Here is a 21485-nt window from a genome sequence, read left to right as displayed (position 1 = left end):
CTTGTAAATCAAATATTTACAAGGGTGTTTTTTTTTGTTTAACGGACAATCCTATTCGGATGGAATTTGAATTCCGGGTAATTTCAATAAACAACTTAAATTTCTTTCAACATTTTGAGTGCTTATTTAGTTCCGATCAATGGGTACGTGCATATAAAACAAAGTACAATACAAGCCTGAACCTCTCTTTCTTTCCATTTTCACATTTAGTCTATAATTTTTTTTCATTTCTACCCAACCCTTCTTCCGCGACATGGGGTATTGCTGTAAAAATAGATTAAGAACAATGAACAACTCCTTTAAAACTTTAGGCGTTCTCGCCATTTCAACAGTGTTTCTTTCCGTAACCGGATGTGAAAAAACCGAGCTTCCTGTGGCTCTAGAGAAAGACCCGATCACACAACAGCCTGCTCCTGGTACTACTACTCCACCTGCCGGACAGACGCCTTCTGCTCCCGGTACGACTACCCCACCGCCAGATCCTTCAGTACCCTCCGTTCCCGGACAACTCCGGAAAATAAAATGGGCGCCAATGGATTATAAGGAATTTGAATACAATACACAAGGTGATTTGGTAAAGTATAACCGGCAATACAACAGCGTACAGGGAACCGATATCGTGAAACGGGATGAATACACCTATGCGTATGATGCCAGTGGCAGATTGATCAGCGTAACCAGCAAAGACGGTTTCCGCACTGAATATACCTATAGTGGCGACGTATGGAGCGAAGCGTTAAGCTTTGACAAGCTGAACAGGCCACTGAAGAAATACCAATTTCAGTTTAACGCAAAAAAGCAGTTGACTGGATATGCCGAATACAATGTTGCTTTGAATGGCACAGTTATGCCACGGTCTAAAACCAGCTTTACATATGATGCCACTGGTAATTTAACCCATTATACCCTTTTCTGGTACGTGGAAAGCAGCCAATCATTTGTGCGTTCTACCGAATTGCAGTTCTCTAACTTTGACACGAAGAAATCTCCGAAGAATGCAGCGAGCTTCGACTACGTTTTGCAGCCGTTAACCTTCTTTGTAAATAACCCTGGCAAAAAAGAAATCTTAAGCAGCTACAACCCGATTGAACACTATAGCTATACATATGATGTTCACGGTTATCCTACCAGCAAACGGACATCGTACACCTATGATAAACAGCTACCTGCGATGGAAGCAGCATTTGAATATTAAATTTTTCACTGCAATACCCAACCTTTCTTAAGGATCAAAGGGTATTGCAGCAAATAGACCAGAAAAAGTGATAACAAACATTAAAAAAAAACGACATCTTTATTGTAAGATGAGACATGGAATTTTTATAATATGCTGGATGTGCTGTGTGTCTGCAGCATTGGGTCAGAATAAGATCCCGCCGGCCGACATGCGGCTACAGCCTTACCGGATGACTGGTCAGGACAATTCATTGAAAAGAAACCTTACCTTTGCCGAGTACAAATCGCAGCATATTCGCCGTACGCTGGGTTCGTTCTTCTATTACAAAGCGCCTTCCCTGGTGAATATTCTAATGGTGGGCGACATTCCCTTGGTTAAAAAAGACAACCTGGGGGCGAAAGATGTGTTCCGCTTTGATATGGAAAAGAATGGCGAACTTGTTTCAAGTACCGAATGTCGTGCCATCCTCCGCAAAAATGAAACCTTTCGATTGCTGCTCCGGCAAGATTCAACATTCTTCGGCGCCCGGAACAAAGATTTTCTGGATGCCCGCATCCAACTGGCATCAGACACCACTCATATATGGAGCATGGCGGCATCTAACCTTAACGGCAGCAAGGATGAGGATCAGAGAGGAATTATCCGTCAAGGGAACTACGAGATCACGTTTGTAAAAACCACATTATTGCTACGCGATAAACCTGTAAGTGATAAAAGTCCCATCAGCTTACTTGCCAGTATCAACATGGTTTATGCCTTTACCTATAACAGTCAGGTAGTGGCAGCGGTAAGTTTCAAAGAAGCAGACCGTCGCTTCTGGATCAACGAAGATTTAGACGATCAGATAAAAGATGTAATTGCCGCAGCAGCATCCCTGCTTACCATCAGAAAAGACATTTATCAATAAATTAGATTAAACACAATGAAAATAAAACTATATACTATCCTTCTGATCCCGGTTCTTGCCTTTACTGCATGTTCTACGGTTAAACTGGGTGTTCCGGAGCAATTCAGCAGTCAGGCCACCGAAATGCATGTAAAGGGATTAAACGGCTTTACCATTAATCAGAAGCTTGCCTTCGGGGATTATACCACTTCAAATATCAAAAACGGCTGGGTAAGAACCCAGGAAAAAAACGACCGTGTGTCAGATGTTAGTACCGAAGATCGCCTGTTAAAGGTCTTCAACATCGACAATATCAATAAAACCACAACCTCTACTATCAAATATCAATACAGCTTATATGACGTCGATGGACTTGAAGCTCAGGTCTTCTGTATCGAAAGGAAAAGTGCGGAAGAACAGGATATCAAAACGCAGATCAAATGGTTAACCGATATCTCTTCAACGAAAAATTATCAGTACTCATTTTCCGCAGCCATCCTGCCTCTTATCCCGAATTATGATGAGCCATGGCAGGTGGTGCTTTACAACAACTACGAAGCAAAAAAAGACACCGCAAAGCATTTGTTCGACCTGCCTTATATAGAGGAAGATGGCTATGCCACCAATGGAAAGGAAACCATTGCCATTAGAACCATTCGTACTCAAAAGGCGACTACTCAAAAAGGCAGACCTGTGAACATGCCGGTTAAGATGCCTGCGGGTTATGAGTTGCGGATAGATGACGGTGTGGTTGGCATTATTGACACGTACGACAATAACGTATGGATTTATAATGAGATGGATAAAAAAACCAAATTTATCCTTGCGTCTGTATCTTCAGCAATTCTTCTTCGTAAACTGGAATCTACAGAAGATGTTGACTAAACAAAAAGATTAAGTACCGCAATAGTGCAAAAACAGGAAGCAGAAATAAAGCTCATTTTGGAAGGCTGCCGGAAAAACGACCGGAGAGCCCAGGAAGTGCTTTACCGAATGCTCTACAAATTTACCATGTCAACGGCGATGCGCTATTCAAGGGATGAGATGGATGCTGCGGATATCCTCAGTCATGCTTTTGTACGGATATTCAAATATATCCACATGTTCGACGAAAGCAAAGGAACGATCTTTTCCTGGGTAAAGCGCATTGTCATTAACGAAGGTCTGGATCATATTAAGTCAAGAAACAGGTTCATGGATAACGTGGAGATCGAAACCGTAGCCGAACCTGCTATTGATAATGCCGCACTGGACCGCCTAAACGCGGATGAAATTATGACTATGATCCAGAAGCTTCCCCCTGCCACCCATGCCGTTTTTGTGTTGTATGCGGTAGAAGGCTATAAGCACAAAGAGATTGCCGAAGCCCTAGGCATAAGCGAAGGAACGAGTAAATGGCACCTGAGCGAAGCCCGAAAAACATTGCAAAAGAACATAGCATACGTAAATACTGCATGAACCACCCAACCACATATGAACAACTGATCGCTCAAAAGCTGCAGGAAATGGATGTGCCCGACCAGGCCAATTCCATCTGGGCTACTATTGAGCAGCAGCTGAGTATTGAGATGCCTACTGACTCTGGTTCAGGGGGGACAAATCATTCCAACTGGTGGATAGGTGGAGGCAGCCTGTTTACATTTACCGTAGCTGTTATTACTTATTTATTTATCACAAAACAAAACTTCGAGAGCGAAAGAAACTTAAAAGACAAACCAGTACCAGTTCAATATCACCAACCTGCAAAAAATAACAAGGATACGTTAAACCATACTATGCCTCCAATCGAAATAAGAAAGCATAAGCCGGTAGTTGTTTCTGAAACAAATGAACGGAAAGAGACTGAACAAAGTTCAACCAAAGAAACTGAAACAATACCTCCAGCACAAAAAGCAGTGGAGGCTCCTGCAGTACCGGCACCACAAACGGATACCATTCCAACAAAAAAGAAATCCAGGGGAGTAAAAGGCATTAGTGATGGGGATTATCAGCTGGTTCCTTCTGTAAAAGACAGTATAAAGCGGAAAAATTGAGGTTATTGAATATTTTAACCAGGAACTCCGTCGAACCGGAGTAACCCCTTTACTGCTTTGGGAAGAATACATTAAAGAATATTCGTCCGGCTTTCAGTATTCCAGGTTCTGTGAACTCTTACAAGACCAGTTGAAAGTGAACTAATGAAGTGATGTATTTCGTACTGAAGGTCGCCTATTATTGCAGCGTTCATACCTGCTACCATTCCACTTGTTATGAGATTCATTTTCATACGAATGAGTAAAAATCATAGCCAACTCTAACTAGCTGACGGATCACCAATAAAACGACAAAGACAAAAATCAGCTGGCCTATCTCAACTCCAACATTAAAAAGAAATAAAGCAAACGGAATAGATTGTTGCGGTAGCCCTATACCGGACTAATAGCGATAGCAAAAGGTGGCTTTGTTGTTATTTGCATAGGCAGTGATTATCTTAGAACCTGGCTTCTTGTTAAGGCAACGAGGAAATTGTTTCCAGTGCAACTATTTTTTATATGTCAACAGACTTTTGGGTAAGTATGCCCATTATCAGAAATATTGTTTTAGGAACCAACTGTAGCAATGCGCAGATCGAAAGCATTTGCCAGGCCGGTGGAATTTCTCCCCAAGAACTGGAGGATGCCGGCTACAGGCTATCCCTGGAACAAAACTGTGCTATTATGGAGGCGGCATTGACCATTTCAGGAAAAAGGAACCTGGGACTAGAAATCGGAAGAAAAACAACTTCAGTAGTACTGGGCATTACGGGTCATTTAATGCAGACAAGTAAAGATGTTTTAATGGCTCTTGAAAGCCTGCAGCAGTTCACCGCTGCTTTTACCCGCTTGTACAACTTCTATATTGAAGTGAAGGACCAAGATCTGTATTATTATTGTGAGCCTTTGCAAGTATGGAACGATATATCGCCCGAAACCGCAAGACATAGTGTAGATATGGCCTATGCCGGAACATTGCATGTGTTATATCTCTTAACAGGTAAGCTGTTTTCATTGAAAAAGGTGATGTACCGATATTCCAGGGTCAGTGATACAAGTTTACATGAGCAGCTCTTCAAGTGCCGGCCCACCTTCAATGAATCATGCAATTGCATTGTATTTTCCATGGTGGATATGAAAACAACTGTTATTGGTTATAACAAAGAGCTGAATGAGGTTTTCAAAGCATTGTTGGAAAAAGAGATGGATAAGGAAAGGTGTGTGGGCGACTTTAGTGGCGTGGTGAGACAAAGCATTCTTAAGCATTTTAATTATACGTTTCCACAGTTGGAAGAGATAGCAGCACATCTGCGCTTAACACCCCGAACATTGCAGCGTAAACTAAAAATAGAAAACACCAGCTTCAGGATATTGAGCGATACCATTAAGCATGAGCTGGCGTGTAGCTTGTTGCGCAGCGAAAAACTTACGATTGCTCAAATTTCCTATAAGCTGGGTTATGCAGAACCAAGCACCTTTCAAAGGGCTTTTCGCGAATGGACGGGCACATCGCCTAACGCTTATCGAAAAGCATTAAATTAATGGCATTAATGCTTATCCGAAAGTTGTTGCAAGTACATGAAAATAGATTTAAGCTCTTCGTCGGTAAAATGACCAATTGATTTCCAGGGCATATAATTATTATTCAATTCTTTTCCCTCAGGTGTTTTCCCATTTCTAATGGTAGCGATGAATGCCTGCTCGTTCCAGTTTCCTACATTTCCATCACCGGTAATATCGGGTACAGGTGGATAACCCGGAGCCAAAGGGCCGCCTCCTTTCATGTCGGGCCGATGACAACCCTGGCAGCCCGAAGACAAATATTGTCCATAAGCTACACCTGTTTTTTCTTCCAGCTTTTCTGTATGGGTGGCACTATGATCAATCTTTTCTGCAGGTAGTACGGTAACCTGGTTCATGACCATTAACAGCCGTCCTATTGGACCTATCGAATGAAGTTTTTCCTGCGAAGTGGCAACAGGCTCCAGTTGGTTGCAATAAGCAATCAGGTTAGCCAGATCCTCATTGGTAAGGTTGGTGACCTCATGAGATGGCATCATATATAATGACCTGCCGTTTTTGTCTACACCATGCCTAAGCACACGCAGCCAGTCGGCCGTTTTAAAATCTACAATTCCACCATTGCCTTTGGTTAAGTTGGGTGCCGTAAGTTGCATTAGCATTTTATTGTCCATAAACAGCCTGCCTTCTCCTTTTTCGCCATGACAATCCTGGCAGCTTCTAATTTTATATAGATGTTTTCCTTTTGCTATCGATAAAGAATCGGAGGGAATGTTGATCGCTACATCTGTATAGGAATATTTCTTTTGAATCCGTTGTTGACTCAGTATATGGATGACAAGATAGGCGAATGCAAGCACTAGCAATAGAGTGATAACAGTGATTTTTGACCACTTCAATAATTTCTTAAGCAGTTTCATTAGTAATATATTGTAAAGAATGGTGAAGAGAATCAGAAGGTTGTTTCATCGATTTTTTTAGGAGGAATATACCAATGATGATTGGCCATATAATTCCAAGTATCAGGTATAGGTTCATGCCTGCTTCGGATAGAATAGTTAGGTTAAACATATTACCCAATGCATCTGATAAAGTACTGATTCCGGCAATAAACGTTAGTACACCCAAGCTCTTGTTTTCGCTGTAGATCAGTTTACCTAAACCCATCCACCATACAGCTGCAAATAGAACTTCTAGAATGTTCCACATGCCCATAGTAACCATGGTTGTAATAGCTTTGAACAGGTTGCTGATAATCATTTTGTTTTCAGGGTTAGCCGATGCGTAATCAGTTAATAAACCGGGCCAAACAGCTGCAAGAATAGCTGCTCCGATTGCGCCTGTTAGTACATATGCTGAACCCGAAAAGGTGATTAGCGGAGACCACGGTGTTCTATACCTGTATTGCTGATGGAAATAGAATATCAAGGGCAGCAGCAAAAGGTAATAACCCAGCATATCAAGCAAATTGAACCATTTTACCAATTGCATATTGTTTGCATACATAATGGTGAGCGCAGGATCGGAAAATGCTTCAAAATGATAGTTTACTGCCATCACCCCAACTAGCAGGCAGGCTAGTGAAAGCAACCCGGCTACAATGCTAATTGCGCCAATTGCAAAGCGGTACTCAAAGAAATTTTTCATGGTCTTTTTTTAAGCAAAAATGGAGAAAGCGGCGTTTTAATCGGTTAACAGATGACGACAAAAAGCTGATATTTTGCGCCATGCAGCCGAATGAGTAGAGGCGATTTGCTTCGCCCCTGCGTTTGTAATGCATGCGAAACACCTGACAGCGTATGTAACTCACCAACTACCCGTGTGCATCTAGTTCTGAAGCCTTTAGCGGTACTTAAAAAGTGGTTTTAATGACTTGCTTAATGAACGAAAATGATAACTTAAGGCTACATGATCGAGAACTGTATTTGGGATATCTTTCTTCTCACAATTTGGTTTTTCACCATGTCTTTCCCTTTAGAATTCTGATCGGGTTGAGGCAGTGCAGCTTGAATACCAATTCCTAAAACGAGCTCTGATTCAGTCATATATTTTCGTTAGCCTTTTATTTCTCTCTCCATAATTTCATGTCTTTCTTTTATCTTTGCCGCTCATTTTAAAATCCTCATTGCGTGATTAATGTAAATAACATATCCGTTTCATTTGGTGGAACCACCCTATTTAGTGATGTAACCTTTTCGATAAACGAGAACGATAAGATTGCCCTTATGGGTAAAAATGGTGCAGGCAAGTCGACCATCCTAAAGATTATTGCAGATGTGGCGAAACCCACAACTGGTAATGTAAGCGGTCCCAAAGACGCGGTAATAGCCTATTTGCCACAGCATTTGCTTACTCAGGATAAAGTTACCGTTTTTGAAGAAACGATGAAGGCTTTCGAAGAGGTAAACCAAATGAAAAAAGAACTGGATGAGTTGAATGAGCAGCTTACTATTCGTACCGATTACGATAGTGATGATTATATGAAGCTGATCGAGCGCATGTCGGAAGTGAGCGAGAAATTTTATTCGATCGAAGAGACTAATTATGATGCAGAGGTAGAAAAGGTGCTAAAAGGCTTAGGCTTCGAACGTAAGGACTTTACCCGCCAAACCTCAGAGTTTTCAGGTGGATGGCGCATGCGTATTGAATTAGCAAAAATTCTGTTAAAGAAACCTGATCTTATCTTGCTTGATGAGCCTACTAACCACATGGATATAGAAAGTATACAATGGTTAGAAGATTTTTTGATCAACTCGGCAAAGGCCGTTATGGTGATCTCACACGATCGTGCTTTTGTAGATAACATTACCAATCGTACCATTGAGGTTACCATGGGCAGAATATATGATTACAAAGCCAAATACAGCCATTACCTCCAGTTGCGTGCAGAACGTCGGGTACATCAATTGAAAGCTTATGAGGAACAACAACGTTTTATTGCAGATAACCAGGAATTTATAGACCGATTCAGGGGAACTTATTCTAAAACTTTACAAGTGCAATCGCGCGTAAAGATGCTCGAAAAGCTAGAAATTATTGAGATCGATGAAGTAGACACTTCGGCATTGCGATTGAAATTCCCTCCATCGCCTCGCTCTGGTCAGTATCCGGTAATGGTGGAAGAGTTGACCAAAGCCTATGATAATCATGTCGTGTTTGAAAAAGCATCGATGGTGATTGAACGAGGTGAAAAAGTAGCTTTTGTAGGCAAAAATGGTGAGGGTAAGTCGACAATGATCAAAGCCATTATGGGTGAGATTGATGTTGAAGGCGGATTAAAAGTAGGACACAATGCCAAGATTGGGTATTTCGCCCAAAATCAGGCTGCTTTGCTGGATGAAAACTTAACCGTATTCGAAACCATTGACCAGATTCCGTTAACCGATGGGACGATAAAGATCAAAGACCTTTTGGGTGCCTTTATGTTTAGTGGTGATGATACTACAAAAAAAGTTAAGGTGCTTTCCGGTGGTGAGAGAACGCGTTTAGCCATGATTAAATTGTTGTTGGAACCCGTAAATGTGTTAATTCTGGATGAGCCGACGAACCATTTGGACATGAAGACTAAGGACATTATCAAGGATGCTTTGAAGGATTTTGATGGAACGCTGATTTTGGTATCCCATGACCGGGATTTCCTGGATGGGCTGGTAAACAAAGTATTCGAATTTGGCAATAAACGCGTCCGCGAGCACTTTGAAGACATCAAAGGATTCTTAGCCTACAAGAAAATGGATAGCTTAAAAGAAATCGAACAAAACTAAAAGAGATATTTAATAGTTGTCCGAAGAGTTATGCCTTGCATCTCTTCGGACTTCAAAAAATGGTGGTCAATGACCGGCCAAAATCACAACCCTGCCCTGCACATTCCCTTCTTCTAATCCAAAAGCTATCATCATCTTGCTTTGAATTTCACACCAGTGGTATTATTTTTCCTGTTTCAGCAGCCATATTAGAGCGGTCGACTACGGGAAAGTATTAGAAATTTTATGAATTAATTGGGTTCTGCAATAGAATAAGGGCTGCCTCTTTTGAGACAGCCACTTACCGATTTAAGTTATGAAAGAAAAGATCTTATTCTGCTTACTTGAATTCAACAAGGAGATGGCATATTCCCAGTTTATGCCATTACTCCAACTAAACAACAATTTTGTTGATTCAAAAAAACTATTCTGACACAGCACATTCCCACCTACCAGACTTTCAAGAATTCCTCAGTTTTGTTTTTCTATGTTTTGTATACCATTTTCAAGCAATTTGATGATAAAATTAACGGGCATTATAATGCTTGAAGTTCTGCTATGGCGGGCTATGTTAATGCCATAAAATTCCCCTTTGGTGTCAAACACGGGAGCTCCACATTCCTCAACCTTCTCATCAGCATCCCATACCAGAACCTTTTTAAAGGCATCTGATCGGAAACTACGTACTTCTCCAAACTGTTTTGCTTCTTTAATTTGCCTCGGATAAGGCGGAAGGAAAATTTTAAATCGGGCAGGTATCCCACTCCTTACTATATCAACTGTAATAGAGTCTCCTGCACAGTATTTCATTAATTCAGATCCATAATCTATAGGCTGGTCGATTGACACCCCGTTGATATCAGTCACTTGGTCATCAAGTTTTAGCACAGATGCTGCCGGACTTCCGCTTGCTAGCTGAGTAATTACGATTTTTTTGTTGATAAAAGTTGCATTAGCTCCAAAATAGCCTCTGCTAAAACGCAATGGCATTTCAATATATGTGGAACTTAATACTCCTACCCGCTTATTATCGTGACTAGTGGAGGAAACCAGAATTTTGCCAAGATCTTTTTGTGTTAATTCAACTGATGATGATTGTTTCTGAAGCTCAATGCCATTTTTTAAACGAATTGATGGTCTTAGCAAAACCAAATCATTGTCCCTATCCTTCCATATCACATCGACAGGGAACATTTTTCCATTTTGCTGAACAACGGGATTTTCAGCTACCATTGAGTTCTTGCTGATTATAAAAATACTGCGTTTCTGGTCTGATTTATAACTGATAACAGTTCCTTGTATCATTTGAGGATGTCCTTCCATGTTACTAGTAACCAAAACGGAACTACCTTTCAAGTGATAAGGAAAGCTTGCTAGTTCATCAGTTATCGGAATCAATAGGGTATTCACCGTACTACTCAAATGACTAACGGTGGCATTATCCGCTTTAGGAACCTCTTTATAGTCAATGGCAGAATTTAAAGCAGACCAATATTTCTTATAAAGATCTACCGGTATCTCAAAGTTTTCATCTATTCCGTTAGCAATCCAACTATGAATTGCGATCACTTCCCCATTTAGGTTAAAAAGAGGTCCACCCGAATCTCCTGGCTCCATCTTACAAGTAGATTCTATGTATCCAGCCTTACTCTTAGGATTTGTCAATCTTCCAAAGCGGATATTAGGCATGTTTTTCTCAAAGGTTCCAGGATATGAAATGCCTACACAAGGTTGATTAGCCTTCAAGCCAGCACTTTGTCCCATTTTTGTAAAGCTCCAGGATTCGAATCCATTTAGTTTTATCATAGCCAAATCAAGGTCAGTACTGTCATTCCTTATGGAAATACGGCCCAATCCTATAGCAAGATGCTTCTTTCCGTTGGGGAAATGAATCTGATAAATCTGATTAGGCTTGGTGGTATGGGCAACCGTAAGAATATGCCCTTCAGCAGAAACCACCACTCCGCTAAACACTGCGGTTGAAGCTCTCTTTCTAACTGTATCATAAGCTGCAATTTGTACACATGATGAAAGAGTTGATTCTACAACACGGGAGGTCAGTTTTTCAATTTGCTCAGCATTTCGAATTTCCTGTCCAAACCCCTGAAGATATATTAGCAGACAACAACAAAAGGAGAATATTTTTTTGAAGAACATTTTCAAAGGATAATTCACTAAAAATTGATTTAACGAAGAAAACCTGACACCACTTAGTAAGTATAAATAACAACTCAGCATAAGCTTCAATTAGCTTTGTTCTAAGCAGTTTTAAAATCTGCTTAGAACAAAGCAATACAGGAACTCCGTTTGATCTTTTGTAATCAAGATATGCGTGGTTATCACACAGTATATTACAATTGCAACAGCTGATCAAACATTGTCCTGATCTCTTTTGTACCAGGACGTGGTGCCTTATACATGATTAGTTTACCTGTAGGATCATAAAGAAGAAAATGAGGAATTCCGGCTACATTCATTAGTTTATCATATGCCGAATCGCCAAGTTCCAATTGATTGCCTTCCAACTTTAGTTCAGCCATCTTGCTTTTCCAATCATCCTTATCAGCATCTAAAGAAATACTAACAAACACAATATTTTTATCCTTATAATCCGTTTCCAACTGGTGCAAGGCAGGAATCTCAGCTACACAAGGTTTACACCACGAGGCCCATAAATCGATATAAATGTATTTTCCCTCAAAGCTTTGCAATTTTACCGTATTTCCCGTTGCCGTTTTAAATGCTACATCAGGTAACTTTGCACCTTTCATGGTATACTTTAAATTTTCAAAGTCTTTGATCAATTCAGCACGCTTACCCTCATCGTTAACATAAGCAACCAACTCTTTGTATTTAATCAGATCGTCTTCGAAATTTCCATTTGCCCTAACCGTATACTTTCGTACCAACTCCTCTATATTACCTGTAACAATCCTTGCCATAAGCTGCTTGTTGGTAAACAAATCATTCAAAGTTTTAAACTTCAACTTTAATTGCTCGAATGCATCTTTGCTTTGGGCATCCTTTTTCACCGTATTTATGTACTGGTTAACATTCATGTACGTTTCGTTTAAAAGCATTGCCACATCATTGTTGTAAACAACTTCTGGAGATTTTGGAATAGTATAGTAATCTGCGGGTAAGTCTTTTACCTTTAGTCCATGAGGTAAACTGTACAGACCGCTCAAATAATTATTCAATGCCCATGCATTCAAGTACTGTTTAACGATTTCGTTTTTAACCCCAAATTTCCCGATATAATTATCTGCAGTCTCCAGATAAGGAAGAATGCTGCTTTTAATATCATTTACAGATGATGGTTTGTTTTTAAACATATCCCGTAATTTCAGAGAAGTGAAATTACTGTATTGGATTAATGCTGTGTTTTCACCACTCAGATTACCAGGTAGTAATGACAGATAAGTAGAATCCGAATATGACAGGTTTAATTGCAACTTAGTTCCTTGTGCTACATAGAGTGGAAAAAACGCCGCCAACTGCCGATTTTTTGATTTGGGGATAAAAGAGACCCTGACAAATCCGGTGGAATTAATAGTTGATTTCCAGCTAAAAACACCTGATTTACTAATTGGAATCTCAATAGCTTCTTTATTTTTGCCTCTTAAATCGCTGATTATTGCTACGTAATTATCATCGAGGTTAATTTTACCAGAGATAGTTACGGCTGTTGGAGATACTTTACGCTGTGCGAAAGCAGCAGGGGCCAATATGATCCCTGCTATAAGTACTCCAAAAACTATTTTTAATAAAAGTTTCATTTCTAATCCTTTTTCTTGTAAAACAACTTAACCGGTTTATCCATTACCCCAACATGTTTGGCAATAAGTGCTCCCGTATCCATATTATAAACATATATGCTGCCTTTTAACCCTGATGCCGATGCATTGTAAAGCCCAACATACAGTAACTTGCCATCTGTACTTTGGGTCATTCCGGTAATTACTCCTTCATCAACTGTAATAAAAGCTGTAACAGGTGAATCAGTTCCTGTATAAAACCAGCTATATATTTTATTACCATTAGTGTATAATAGCTTTTTATAGGCTGTATTTACCTCCAAAATAGAATTGCTGTTTAATGCGGATGCAATACCGCCAGTTAAATCCGTCTTTTCCTTAATAGTCGATAAGTTTTTGCTGTATACTGTTTTGCTATAAATTGAAGGATTTTCAGAAGAGTGACTGATTACATAGAATGCAGCATCAGCATAAACAGGCGCATCGGCATAAAAGAATTGAACCATGTTTCTTCCTTGAAACTCAGTTTTAGAGTCGCTTTTGCTGTAAGCAGACACCTGGTGTATTTTAGAGGTTGTATTATCCCAGAAATAGTGGTAGGTGTCATTCAGGTCAAATCCAAAGGTTGTTTTCTCTATTACATTTGTAGGATACTTAGTATCTGGAGACACGAGAAATTCCAAAACAGCGAGATTGTATATTTTACCCTGTTCACATAATACCACAGCACTACGACCTAAGTTATCCGGTACATTTATTTTTAAAGGTTTAAATTCAGGTATATCAGGTGCCGCAACTGTTGCTTCCAGCTCAAAAGTTTTATTATTAATCAGGTATACTTTTTTTTCACCCTTACTTGTAATATAAACTTGCTGTAATCGTTTTGCAATATCGGTAGGGGCTTTACCCAATTTTAATCCGGGATTGTTTAAGGTAAAACAATTGTTTACAAAGCTCTCCACCTTTCCATCAGCTATTTCCGCTTGGGAAAACTTACGCATAAACGCCAGATCCCCCTCTCCATTTTCATCTTCTGTTAAAACCAGTAAACCTTCTTCATAAGCCGAATTCACATTTAACTTAAAGCTTTTAAAAGTACTGCCATCTGCATTACTCACATTTAACCTTATTGTATAAGTTCCTATTTTTGAACAAGGGTAAACCAGTTTCTTTTCTGTAGAAAAAACCTTGTAATTAACCTCCCATTCGTAGGTGAGCTCCTTATCCTTTTCGGTTTGAGTAATTACCGGATCGATTGTTAAAACCTGGTTTTTATCCATATTCACAATCGGATCCTTAATTTCATTAAACACTACTCCAATTTCAGAAATTGCTCTGGTGTCTTGTAAGGTATCGTCTTTATCGCAGGAGATTTGTGATAAAACAACGAGGGCTATTAGTAAATATCTTGATAAATATTTCATTTCTTTTAGTTTATGGTAACAGTTAATAACCAGAAGGCCTTGGAATAACAACGCCCAACTCAGGGTGCTGCTCTACGAAATACTGATAAAGTGGAATCAACGTATATTTGATCATGGTTTGGTTATAATCCCAAGGCCAGCCATACGTAACATGTTCCAGATCTTTACCATATAGTTTAACCATTACTGCATATGTTTCAGGTGCTTTTTGCTCCATGGCTCTGAACAGCTCAATAAACTTAATGTAGGTAAGCGGGTTCCAGTTACCAAGTTGATTAGTAGGCCAGGTAGGTTTGTTATTCCAATCTTTCCAGTTGGGTTTTTCTACCCTGTTATTAAAATGCACCACTGCCGTTTTATAAGGCTCATTAACCGGTACAAAACCGTTCTTTTCAAGAAGTTTAAAACAAACTTTATAATCATTCGTCCCTAACCTGACTCTATTGATTCGCATAGTGATGTAGCCGTAGATTGAATCCTTTTTAACTACAAACTCATTGGTCAGGCTGTAATGTTCACCTGCTGCTGCCGTAGTTTTATCAGCAATTACCTCTGCAGAAAAGATACGATCGACATGCTGAGGCTTGCCCATGATGCTAACAGGTACTTTCAAATCGTAAGATTGTATATCAAGTGGGGTTACACCAAATGAATAATAAATACTATCCATGTGGAAGTAAATTCCGACGAAGTCCTTATCAAACAGCTCTTGTTCTTCCTTTTCACAAGAGTTAAACAAGATTCCTCCTGCTAATGCAGCCAAAGTTATTTTAAGCAATAAAGTCTTTTTCATGATCATCTTAATTTTAGTTTCTATAATCATATTCTGCTACAGGTATTGGGAAAACATAAATTGCATTACTTGCTTGAATCGTTTGCTTATCGGTAGTATAAACAGGACTATTCAGACGCTTCATGTTAAAGAAGGTTTGTCCCTCGCCGATAAACTCTTTAAAACGATCCGCAGTAATCAAATCAAGAGTTAACGGAACAGCCGGAACCTGTTCTTTTAGTCCAATTAGTCCTCTTGATTTTAAGATTAAATCGAAATAATCACGTGCTTTTTCAGGATCAGTAGTAAGTAATGCTTCTGCCGCGATGTAGTACATTTCTGGCAAACGAATAAGATTGATTCCCTTAATCCGACCGGCAGGGCGCAAATATTCTTGATCAATTAATTGATACTGATCAATCAACTTAACAAACCTTAATTTTTCTAACTGTGTGGAGGGAGTCTTAAAAAAAGCATCCCAACGGAAATCATGCCCACCTTGTACATTGTTGTAGATAGTACTGATATCTGATCTGTTATCATATGCGGAAAACGTAGTTTGCAGGTAAAACCGATCTCTTACAGTTGCAAAATAATTAGTGGAGTACAAACCAAAAATGACTTCCTTGGGATAAAGAACACCCTTCATTACTCCGTTAGCAATAGCTGTTTTATCAAGCAATTGAAACTTATTGGATTTAATCACTTTTTCTGCATACAATAGTGCATTAGCCATATCTCCTTTGGTTAGGTAAACACGGGCAAGTGTAGCTTGCACAGCATACAGGTTAAAATGAATTTCCCTATCGTTTAAGTAATTATAATTGTTTTTAGTTTTAGGAAATGTGATGTATTGCTGATCAGCACTTAGCAATTGTTCTGCAGTAGTTAAATCGCTAATAAGCTTGGTATAAACGTCTGCCAGAGGAATAAAAGCAGGAGCCTTTAAGTTAAAATCTGTAGAATAAGGGATACCAGAAGCTGCGGCATTTAACTGGATATTCTCCGTGTACATCCTCAGTAGGTCGAAATGCAGGAAAGCTCTTAATCCCAAGGCTTCTCCTTTGTACAGCTTATAATACTGTAGCTTATTCGGACCTAATCGTTCCAGATTTTTGAGCACATTGTTAACATTGGCGATGTTACTATATGTGTTCGACCAAACACCTGACAAAGTACTTTCCACTGCTGCAAACTTGTAATTGTATTTCAGCAAATTTTCAGCATAGCTGTTACCCGGAGATACAAAATACTGACCCAGTACTTCCAGCATATTGTGTGAAACATTTTGACCGTACAATGTATTTTTACCCATAGAGGCATATACACCGTACATTGCCGTTTCAAAACCTCCTGCATCTTTTAGCAACTGGTCATTGGTTAATTCGCCCTCGGGTTGTATATCCAGAAACTTTTCGCATGAAGTAGTGAAAATCAATAGAAATAAACCTATTGCACTCCATTTCCCAAACAAATTCCTGCTTCTTTTTAATTCAGCATTTCCCTTTTTAAAGTTATAGCTGTTGGTATATTTTGATAATAGTTTCATGGTGAATGGTTAAAACATTACATTAAGATTAAGATCCATTCCGCGGCTGTACAGGTAGGATGTTCCCCGCTCAATTCTTACGGTAGAGGCCCTGAACAGGTCGTTAACACTTAGGCCAAGCGATACTTTGCTCATGCCCAATCTTTTAACAAAGTTTCTGTCCAACTCATAGGAAATATTCAACCTCGAAAGTGTAACAGTATTTTCTTTTTCAACGAAACGTGAAGTTTGATAAGGAACAGACTGGTCAGCAATGTTTCTATAAAGCACTATATCACCCGGGGTTTTCCAGCGATCATTAAAGACCCTATAATCTGCATTAAACCTTGGATCAGAGCCTTCTACCTTGGTTGCGCGCGTGGTATTGTAAATGTACTGACCAAAGCTAAAGTTGAAATAAGCGCCTGCTGTAATTCTCTTATAACTGGCAATTGTATAAAAAGTACCTGATGCCTTTGGCAATAAATCACCTACTACGATTTTATCATTCGGATCATATACAAATGTTCTATCGCCATTTAATTTAATAAAGACCTCTTTTCCGGTAGCAGGATCGATACCTGCAGAAGGCACAACTTTCAGTGCTGTGGTTGATTCACCTTCCTGAAACTGAGGCAACGGCTCAACAGATAATACTGCATTATTTATATCATTCTGCCTTTGCAAAGCGCTACTGATTTTCAGGATTTTATTGCTATTATGAGCAATATTCAATCCCCCCTGCCAGGTAAATTTGTTATTCCTGATCAGGTAAGAATCCATGTGTAGCTCGATCCCCTTATTCTCCATTTCCCCAAGGTTATCTTTTCCGGAAGTTACACCTGCCGAAGGAGCAATGGTTTTGTCGATCAGTAAGTCTGTTGTTTTGCGCTTGTAAACATCTACTGTAAGATTAAACCAGCGATTAAATAAACTCACATCGAGGCCCACATTATAGTTCATGGTTCGCTCCCACTTTAAATCCGGATTACCGATAGTGATGGGCACTGCACCAATTCCATTTAGATAATCCAAATCGTTACTGTAGCGATAGGTAGTTAAAGCCTGATAAGAAGCGAAGTTTACCTTTCCGGTATACCCCATACCTCCACGAAGTTTAAGAATATCTATCCGTTTGTTTTTGAACATTTCTTCATTATGCAGATTCCATCCCAAGCCAGTAGACCAAAAATGTCCATATCGGTTATTGGCACCAAACTTTGAAGAACCTGAAACCTGGTAAACACCGTCAAGCGGTTTTTATACATATAGTTCAAATTCAGGAAACCTCCAACATCAGCACTCAAATCCTGATAACCACCGGGTCTCTCTCCGCTTGGGTAAGAGGATGCGAAGTTGATAGACCTCAGCGCATCCGAATAAAAGCCCATACCTCTAAAGGATCCTCCCTTCAGATCTGTATGATTCAAATTTGCTCCTACATTCGCAGATACTAAGCTTCCATTTCCAAATAACTTATTATATGATACCACCAGGTTTCCCGAATAATTAATACCCTTATTATTAGTGATGGACATCAACCCTCTTTTAGCCGGATCTATTTCATCTTTAAAAGCGCCCGAAAGCGGTGAATTATACAATTCAGTGCTACCATTGTTAAGGGTCAGATTCCAGTGAGACGTAACTCTCCATTGATTTGACAAAGCCCAGCGCGCATCAAAATCATTACTGAAAGCTTGGGTCATATCTTTATTAAAAGAACCCAGCTGCGCCTCATAAAGTGGATTTTCCTGATCCCATGAAAGCGTTTTGATTAATTCACCAAACTGGTCATAAGCTCTGTCATAAGGATTAACTTCTGTATAGGTAGAGAAACTTCCATACGGAGAGGCCTTAGCGTTTACTTGTGAGAAGCTTGCCCGATTGGAAAAAGTTAATCCATTTGGCATGTAATATTCCAAAACAAAACCTAATCCGTAACGTTTCCTGAAATCACCTTTCATTACACCTTCTACCGAGCCATAACGACCATTTAATTCATACCGGGTACTGCCCGCTCCCCCAGAAAGACGTAAAGACTGATCTAATGAGTAACCAATCCTGGCTGGTTTAGACATCCAGTCTGTATTAACCCCTCTGCTAACCTCTTTAAACCGAATGTTGTATAGCGAATCCAGTTGATACTGTAAAGAATTTTCAGTACCGGTATATAAACCGGCTAATCGTTCATATTCCAGTTTATCAGCCGAATTAAGAATATTGTAATCACTAAAATCAGGAGACTGTATGCTACTCGTTACGTTATAGTTAATTTTCATTTTACCATCCGTAATCTTATTTCGTTCAATGATGATTACTCCATTTGCTGCCCTTGCTCCATAAAGTGCAGCTGCAGATGCATCTTTAAGTACGGTAACCGTTGCAATCTCATTGATGTTCATGTCGTACAGATCTTGCATACTAATAATAGTACCGTCTCTAACAATTAATGGCTGATTAACTGTTTGGTTATCATTACTGAAAGAGGTTACACCTCTGACGAGGATTTCAGGAAGGCGATTAGGATTTGAACCAGCAGTCTTCTCCTCCACCATAGCCAATCCAGGGGTTGACATACTCAAGGCCTGAACCAGGTTTGTTGGCGAAATTGCTTTTAGCTGCTCACCGGTGATAGTAATGGCTGAACCAGTAAAACTAGATTGGCGCTTAGTATGGAATCCCGTCACTACCACCTCTTTCGTAGAAATAGCCGATTCTTCCATAGTGACATTAATTGTCTCCGACTGCCCAATATTTACTTCTTTGGGCATCATACCAATGAAGGTAAAAACTAGTGTTTTGTCATCACTTTGAAGCTTTAATGAATAGTTCCCATTTTCATCCGTAACCGTTCCCCTCTTAGTCCCCTTAATACTCACACTTACACCCGGCAACGGTTCTCCCTTCACATCAGACACTTTTCCGCGTACTTCATTAAGCTGCGATATTAAGGAAGAGTTTATTTTCGATCCTTTATATGCCTTTGGTTCAGTAATCACCACTGTTTTGTCAATAATTTTATACTCAATCGGCTTATTCCCAAAACAAGTCTTCAGAGCATATTCAATTGACACATTCTTGAAATCTACCGTAATAGAAACATCACTAAATACATTCTTGTAGAAGAAAACATAATCAGTTTGTGCCTCAATTTCACGGACAATAGTTTGAAAGGATGCGTTTTTTTGTTTAATGGTAATCTGGCTCAGGCCACGTGCGCTGACCAACAGCGAACAAAGCATGATCAAAACAGTTAATTTCATTATTTTCAGAAACTTAAAGGGCAAGAGAATCCCTAATAGATGAGTTTCCCCTCTATTAAATTTTATTTCATACATTTGATTTGTCTGGGTTTTAAATTTTACTTGGAAATAGTTTCAACATTCAAGTTTGAACACACAGATTATACAGCAGTGTTGCCGCACTGCTGTTGTTCTTATCAATAAGAATAAAAGTCTCAGGGTATTTCTTCAGTCATAATAAATTGGATTAGGTTACTATTTAGGTTGATTATAGTTGATAGTTATTTTACGTCCCTCAATTTGAAAATGAATTGCAGAGAAACTCAATACTTCCAAAGCTTTATCCAGACTCATGTTGCGATACACCTTTCCGCTGAATCTTTCATCTGGTATTTCTCCGGTGTAAGCTACACTGATATTGTACCAGCGTGAGAGTTGACGCATTACTGTCTTTATATCATCGTTTTCAAATTGAAAAAAACCTTCTTTCCAGGCAATTGCAGCTGAGGGATCAGTTGCTGCTACTACAATTCTATTATCTCCATTTTGTAGTTTACTTTGTTGACCGGGAACTAAAACAATGCTCTTTCCACCCTCCCGGCTACCCAGCTTTGCAGAAATGCTGACCTTGCCCTCTAACAAGGTAGTGGTTGTTGATAATTCATCTTCATAACAGTTCACATTAAAATGTGTACCCAATACTTTTATTTCCTGATTTTTCGTACGTACAATAAATGGTTTTCCTTTTTCCTTTTGTACTTCGAAATAAGCCTCTCCTTCAAGTACAACTTCACGGTTCGGTCCCGAAAAATACGATGGAAAGTGTAGTGAAGACGCAGCATTTAGCCAAACCTTTGTTCCGTCAGGAAGAATAATCTGGTATTGTTCGCCATAAACTGTTATCAATGTATTCATTGACACTGTTTCAGCTGAGTTCAGACCAGTTGATTTGTAAATCAATTTTCCATCGGCAGTTTTGGTGATTGATGCTCCGGATAGCCGAACCTCAGATTCGTTTTTCAGATCCCTTAACACGAGTCGTTTTCCATTTGTCAGTAGCAATGTAGCATTGTTCTGACCTGCATTAATCACTTCAACGGACTTCTCCGGACCTAAAGAAGAATCTGAATTTCTAAAAAAGTGCCAACCCAGACCCAAACAACAGACAATTGTTGCAGCAATTGCAATTTTCTTCCAAAGCCATCGAATTTTATCTCGTTTAGTTGCCATCTGAATATTGCGCCACATCTCCTGATTCAGTTCTGCATAATCAATTTCTTCCTCCTCTTGCAATGGGGTTTTCAAGGCTTGTGCATACCAAAGCTCCAAAAGTCTGGCCTCTTCAGCCGATGCTTCACCTCTGTTATATCTATTGACAATCTCTTCTACTTGTTTAACATCCATAATAAAATGCCGTATATA

20 protein-coding genes are annotated in these 21485 nt (G+C 39.5%); 7 read left to right on the top strand and 13 right to left on the bottom strand.

The annotated features are described in order from the left end of the window. Window positions 1–286: 286 nt before the first annotated feature. The 5 genes from SOLCA_RS04895 to SOLCA_RS04875 all read left to right on the top strand — a co-directional run bounded on the left by SOLCA_RS04895 (window position 287) and on the right by SOLCA_RS04875 (window position 4096). The gene (locus SOLCA_RS04895) at window positions 287–1195 is read left to right on the top strand and encodes a hypothetical protein (RefSeq protein WP_014679339.1); all 909 of its coding nucleotides are present in this window, start codon (window positions 287–289) and stop codon (window positions 1193–1195) included. 148 nt (window positions 1196–1343) lie between these two features. Further along, on the top strand, window positions 1344–2084 hold the full coding sequence (locus SOLCA_RS04890) for a hypothetical protein (RefSeq protein WP_042479332.1): 741 nt from the start codon (window positions 1344–1346) through the stop codon (window positions 2082–2084). A 15-nt stretch (window positions 2085–2099) separates the two neighbouring features. Further along, window positions 2100–2948, top strand: coding sequence for a hypothetical protein (locus SOLCA_RS04885; protein ID WP_014679337.1), 849 nt, complete (start codon window positions 2100–2102; stop codon window positions 2946–2948). A 24-nt stretch (window positions 2949–2972) separates the two neighbouring features. After that, the gene (locus SOLCA_RS04880; protein WP_014679336.1) at window positions 2973–3521 is read left to right on the top strand and encodes an RNA polymerase sigma factor; all 549 of its coding nucleotides are present in this window, start codon (window positions 2973–2975) and stop codon (window positions 3519–3521) included. Continuing rightward, window positions 3518–4096, top strand: a complete 579-nt coding sequence (locus SOLCA_RS04875) for a hypothetical protein (RefSeq protein WP_014679335.1) — start codon at window positions 3518–3520, stop codon at window positions 4094–4096. The genes SOLCA_RS04880 and SOLCA_RS04875 overlap by 4 nt, the downstream gene beginning before the upstream one ends. A gap of 71 nt (window positions 4097–4167) precedes the next feature. Here the strand turns inward: SOLCA_RS04875 and SOLCA_RS23040 are convergent, their stop codons facing one another. Both SOLCA_RS23040 and SOLCA_RS23905 read right to left on the bottom strand, forming a co-directional pair. Beyond that, a complete protein-coding gene (locus SOLCA_RS23040; RefSeq protein ID WP_157604513.1) occupies window positions 4168–4323 on the bottom strand; it encodes a hypothetical protein in 156 nt (51 codons plus the stop codon). A gap of 2 nt (window positions 4324–4325) precedes the next feature. Then, window positions 4326–4472 (bottom strand): HupE/UreJ family protein, encoded by a 147-nt coding sequence (locus tag SOLCA_RS23905; protein ID WP_081480024.1) that lies wholly within the window; start codon window positions 4470–4472, stop codon window positions 4326–4328. Between the two features lie 122 nt (window positions 4473–4594). Between SOLCA_RS23905 and SOLCA_RS04870 the strand changes: the two genes are divergently transcribed. Continuing rightward, window positions 4595–5617 carry an AraC family transcriptional regulator gene (locus SOLCA_RS04870; protein ID WP_014679334.1) on the top strand — a complete coding sequence of 341 codons (1023 nt, stop codon included), beginning with the start codon at window positions 4595–4597 and terminating at the stop codon, window positions 5615–5617. Window positions 5618–5622: 5 nt separating this feature from the next. Here the strand turns inward: SOLCA_RS04870 and SOLCA_RS04865 are convergent, their stop codons facing one another. From SOLCA_RS04865 to SOLCA_RS23035, 3 genes are all read right to left on the bottom strand, one after another. Then, complete coding sequence (locus SOLCA_RS04865; RefSeq protein ID WP_014679333.1) at window positions 5623–6516, bottom strand: c-type cytochrome; 894 nt, start codon at window positions 6514–6516, stop codon at window positions 5623–5625. Next, window positions 6503–7243: a hypothetical protein gene (locus SOLCA_RS04860; RefSeq protein ID WP_014679332.1), complete on the bottom strand. Its 741-nt coding sequence runs from the start codon at window positions 7241–7243 to the stop codon at window positions 6503–6505. Before SOLCA_RS04860 ends, SOLCA_RS04865 begins: the two co-directional genes overlap by 14 nt. A gap of 257 nt (window positions 7244–7500) precedes the next feature. Then, complete coding sequence (locus tag SOLCA_RS23035) at window positions 7501–7641, bottom strand: hypothetical protein (RefSeq protein WP_014679331.1); 141 nt, start codon at window positions 7639–7641, stop codon at window positions 7501–7503. A gap of 84 nt (window positions 7642–7725) precedes the next feature. Between SOLCA_RS23035 and SOLCA_RS04855 the strand changes: the two genes are divergently transcribed. Next, window positions 7726–9360 carry an ABC-F family ATP-binding cassette domain-containing protein gene (locus SOLCA_RS04855; RefSeq protein ID WP_014679330.1) on the top strand — a complete coding sequence of 545 codons (1635 nt, stop codon included), beginning with the start codon at window positions 7726–7728 and terminating at the stop codon, window positions 9358–9360. Window positions 9361–9810: 450 nt separating this feature from the next. On the opposite strand, the gene SOLCA_RS04850 is transcribed toward SOLCA_RS04855, so the two are convergent. The 8 genes from SOLCA_RS04850 to SOLCA_RS04820 form a co-directional block, all read right to left on the bottom strand. After that, window positions 9811–11496 (bottom strand): trypsin-like peptidase domain-containing protein, encoded by a 1686-nt coding sequence (locus tag SOLCA_RS04850; protein ID WP_042479330.1) that lies wholly within the window; start codon window positions 11494–11496, stop codon window positions 9811–9813. Between the two features lie 194 nt (window positions 11497–11690). Continuing rightward, entirely contained in the window at window positions 11691–13118 is a 1428-nt protein-coding gene (locus SOLCA_RS22140) for a TlpA family protein disulfide reductase (protein WP_014679328.1), read from the bottom strand. 2 nt (window positions 13119–13120) lie between these two features. Beyond that, window positions 13121–14521, bottom strand: coding sequence for a PKD-like family lipoprotein (locus SOLCA_RS04840; protein ID WP_014679327.1), 1401 nt, complete (start codon window positions 14519–14521; stop codon window positions 13121–13123). A 22-nt stretch (window positions 14522–14543) separates the two neighbouring features. Further along, window positions 14544–15314 carry a DUF4843 domain-containing protein gene (locus SOLCA_RS04835; protein WP_157604512.1) on the bottom strand — a complete coding sequence of 257 codons (771 nt, stop codon included), beginning with the start codon at window positions 15312–15314 and terminating at the stop codon, window positions 14544–14546. 13 nt (window positions 15315–15327) lie between these two features. Next, the gene (locus SOLCA_RS04830; RefSeq protein WP_014679325.1) at window positions 15328–16842 is read right to left on the bottom strand and encodes a RagB/SusD family nutrient uptake outer membrane protein; all 1515 of its coding nucleotides are present in this window, start codon (window positions 16840–16842) and stop codon (window positions 15328–15330) included. Between the two features lie 9 nt (window positions 16843–16851). Further along, entirely contained in the window at window positions 16852–17997 is a 1146-nt protein-coding gene (locus SOLCA_RS22135) for a TonB-dependent receptor domain-containing protein (RefSeq protein ID WP_081479971.1), read from the bottom strand. After that, window positions 17949–20084 carry a carboxypeptidase-like regulatory domain-containing protein gene (locus tag SOLCA_RS04825; RefSeq protein WP_052308548.1) on the bottom strand — a complete coding sequence of 712 codons (2136 nt, stop codon included), beginning with the start codon at window positions 20082–20084 and terminating at the stop codon, window positions 17949–17951. The genes SOLCA_RS22135 and SOLCA_RS04825 overlap by 49 nt, the downstream gene beginning before the upstream one ends. Window positions 20085–20318: 234 nt before the next feature. Next, window positions 20319–21467: a FecR family protein gene (locus SOLCA_RS04820; protein ID WP_014679324.1), complete on the bottom strand. Its 1149-nt coding sequence runs from the start codon at window positions 21465–21467 to the stop codon at window positions 20319–20321. Between the last annotated feature and the right edge of the window lie 18 nt (window positions 21468–21485).

The sequence above is a fragment of the Solitalea canadensis DSM 3403 genome, assembly GCF_000242635.2.
GTDB classification, from domain to species: Bacteria; Bacteroidota; Bacteroidia; order Sphingobacteriales; family Sphingobacteriaceae; genus Solitalea; species Solitalea canadensis.
The sequence above is the reverse complement of the archived record's forward strand: the minus strand, read 5'-3'. Positions and strand labels throughout refer to the sequence as shown.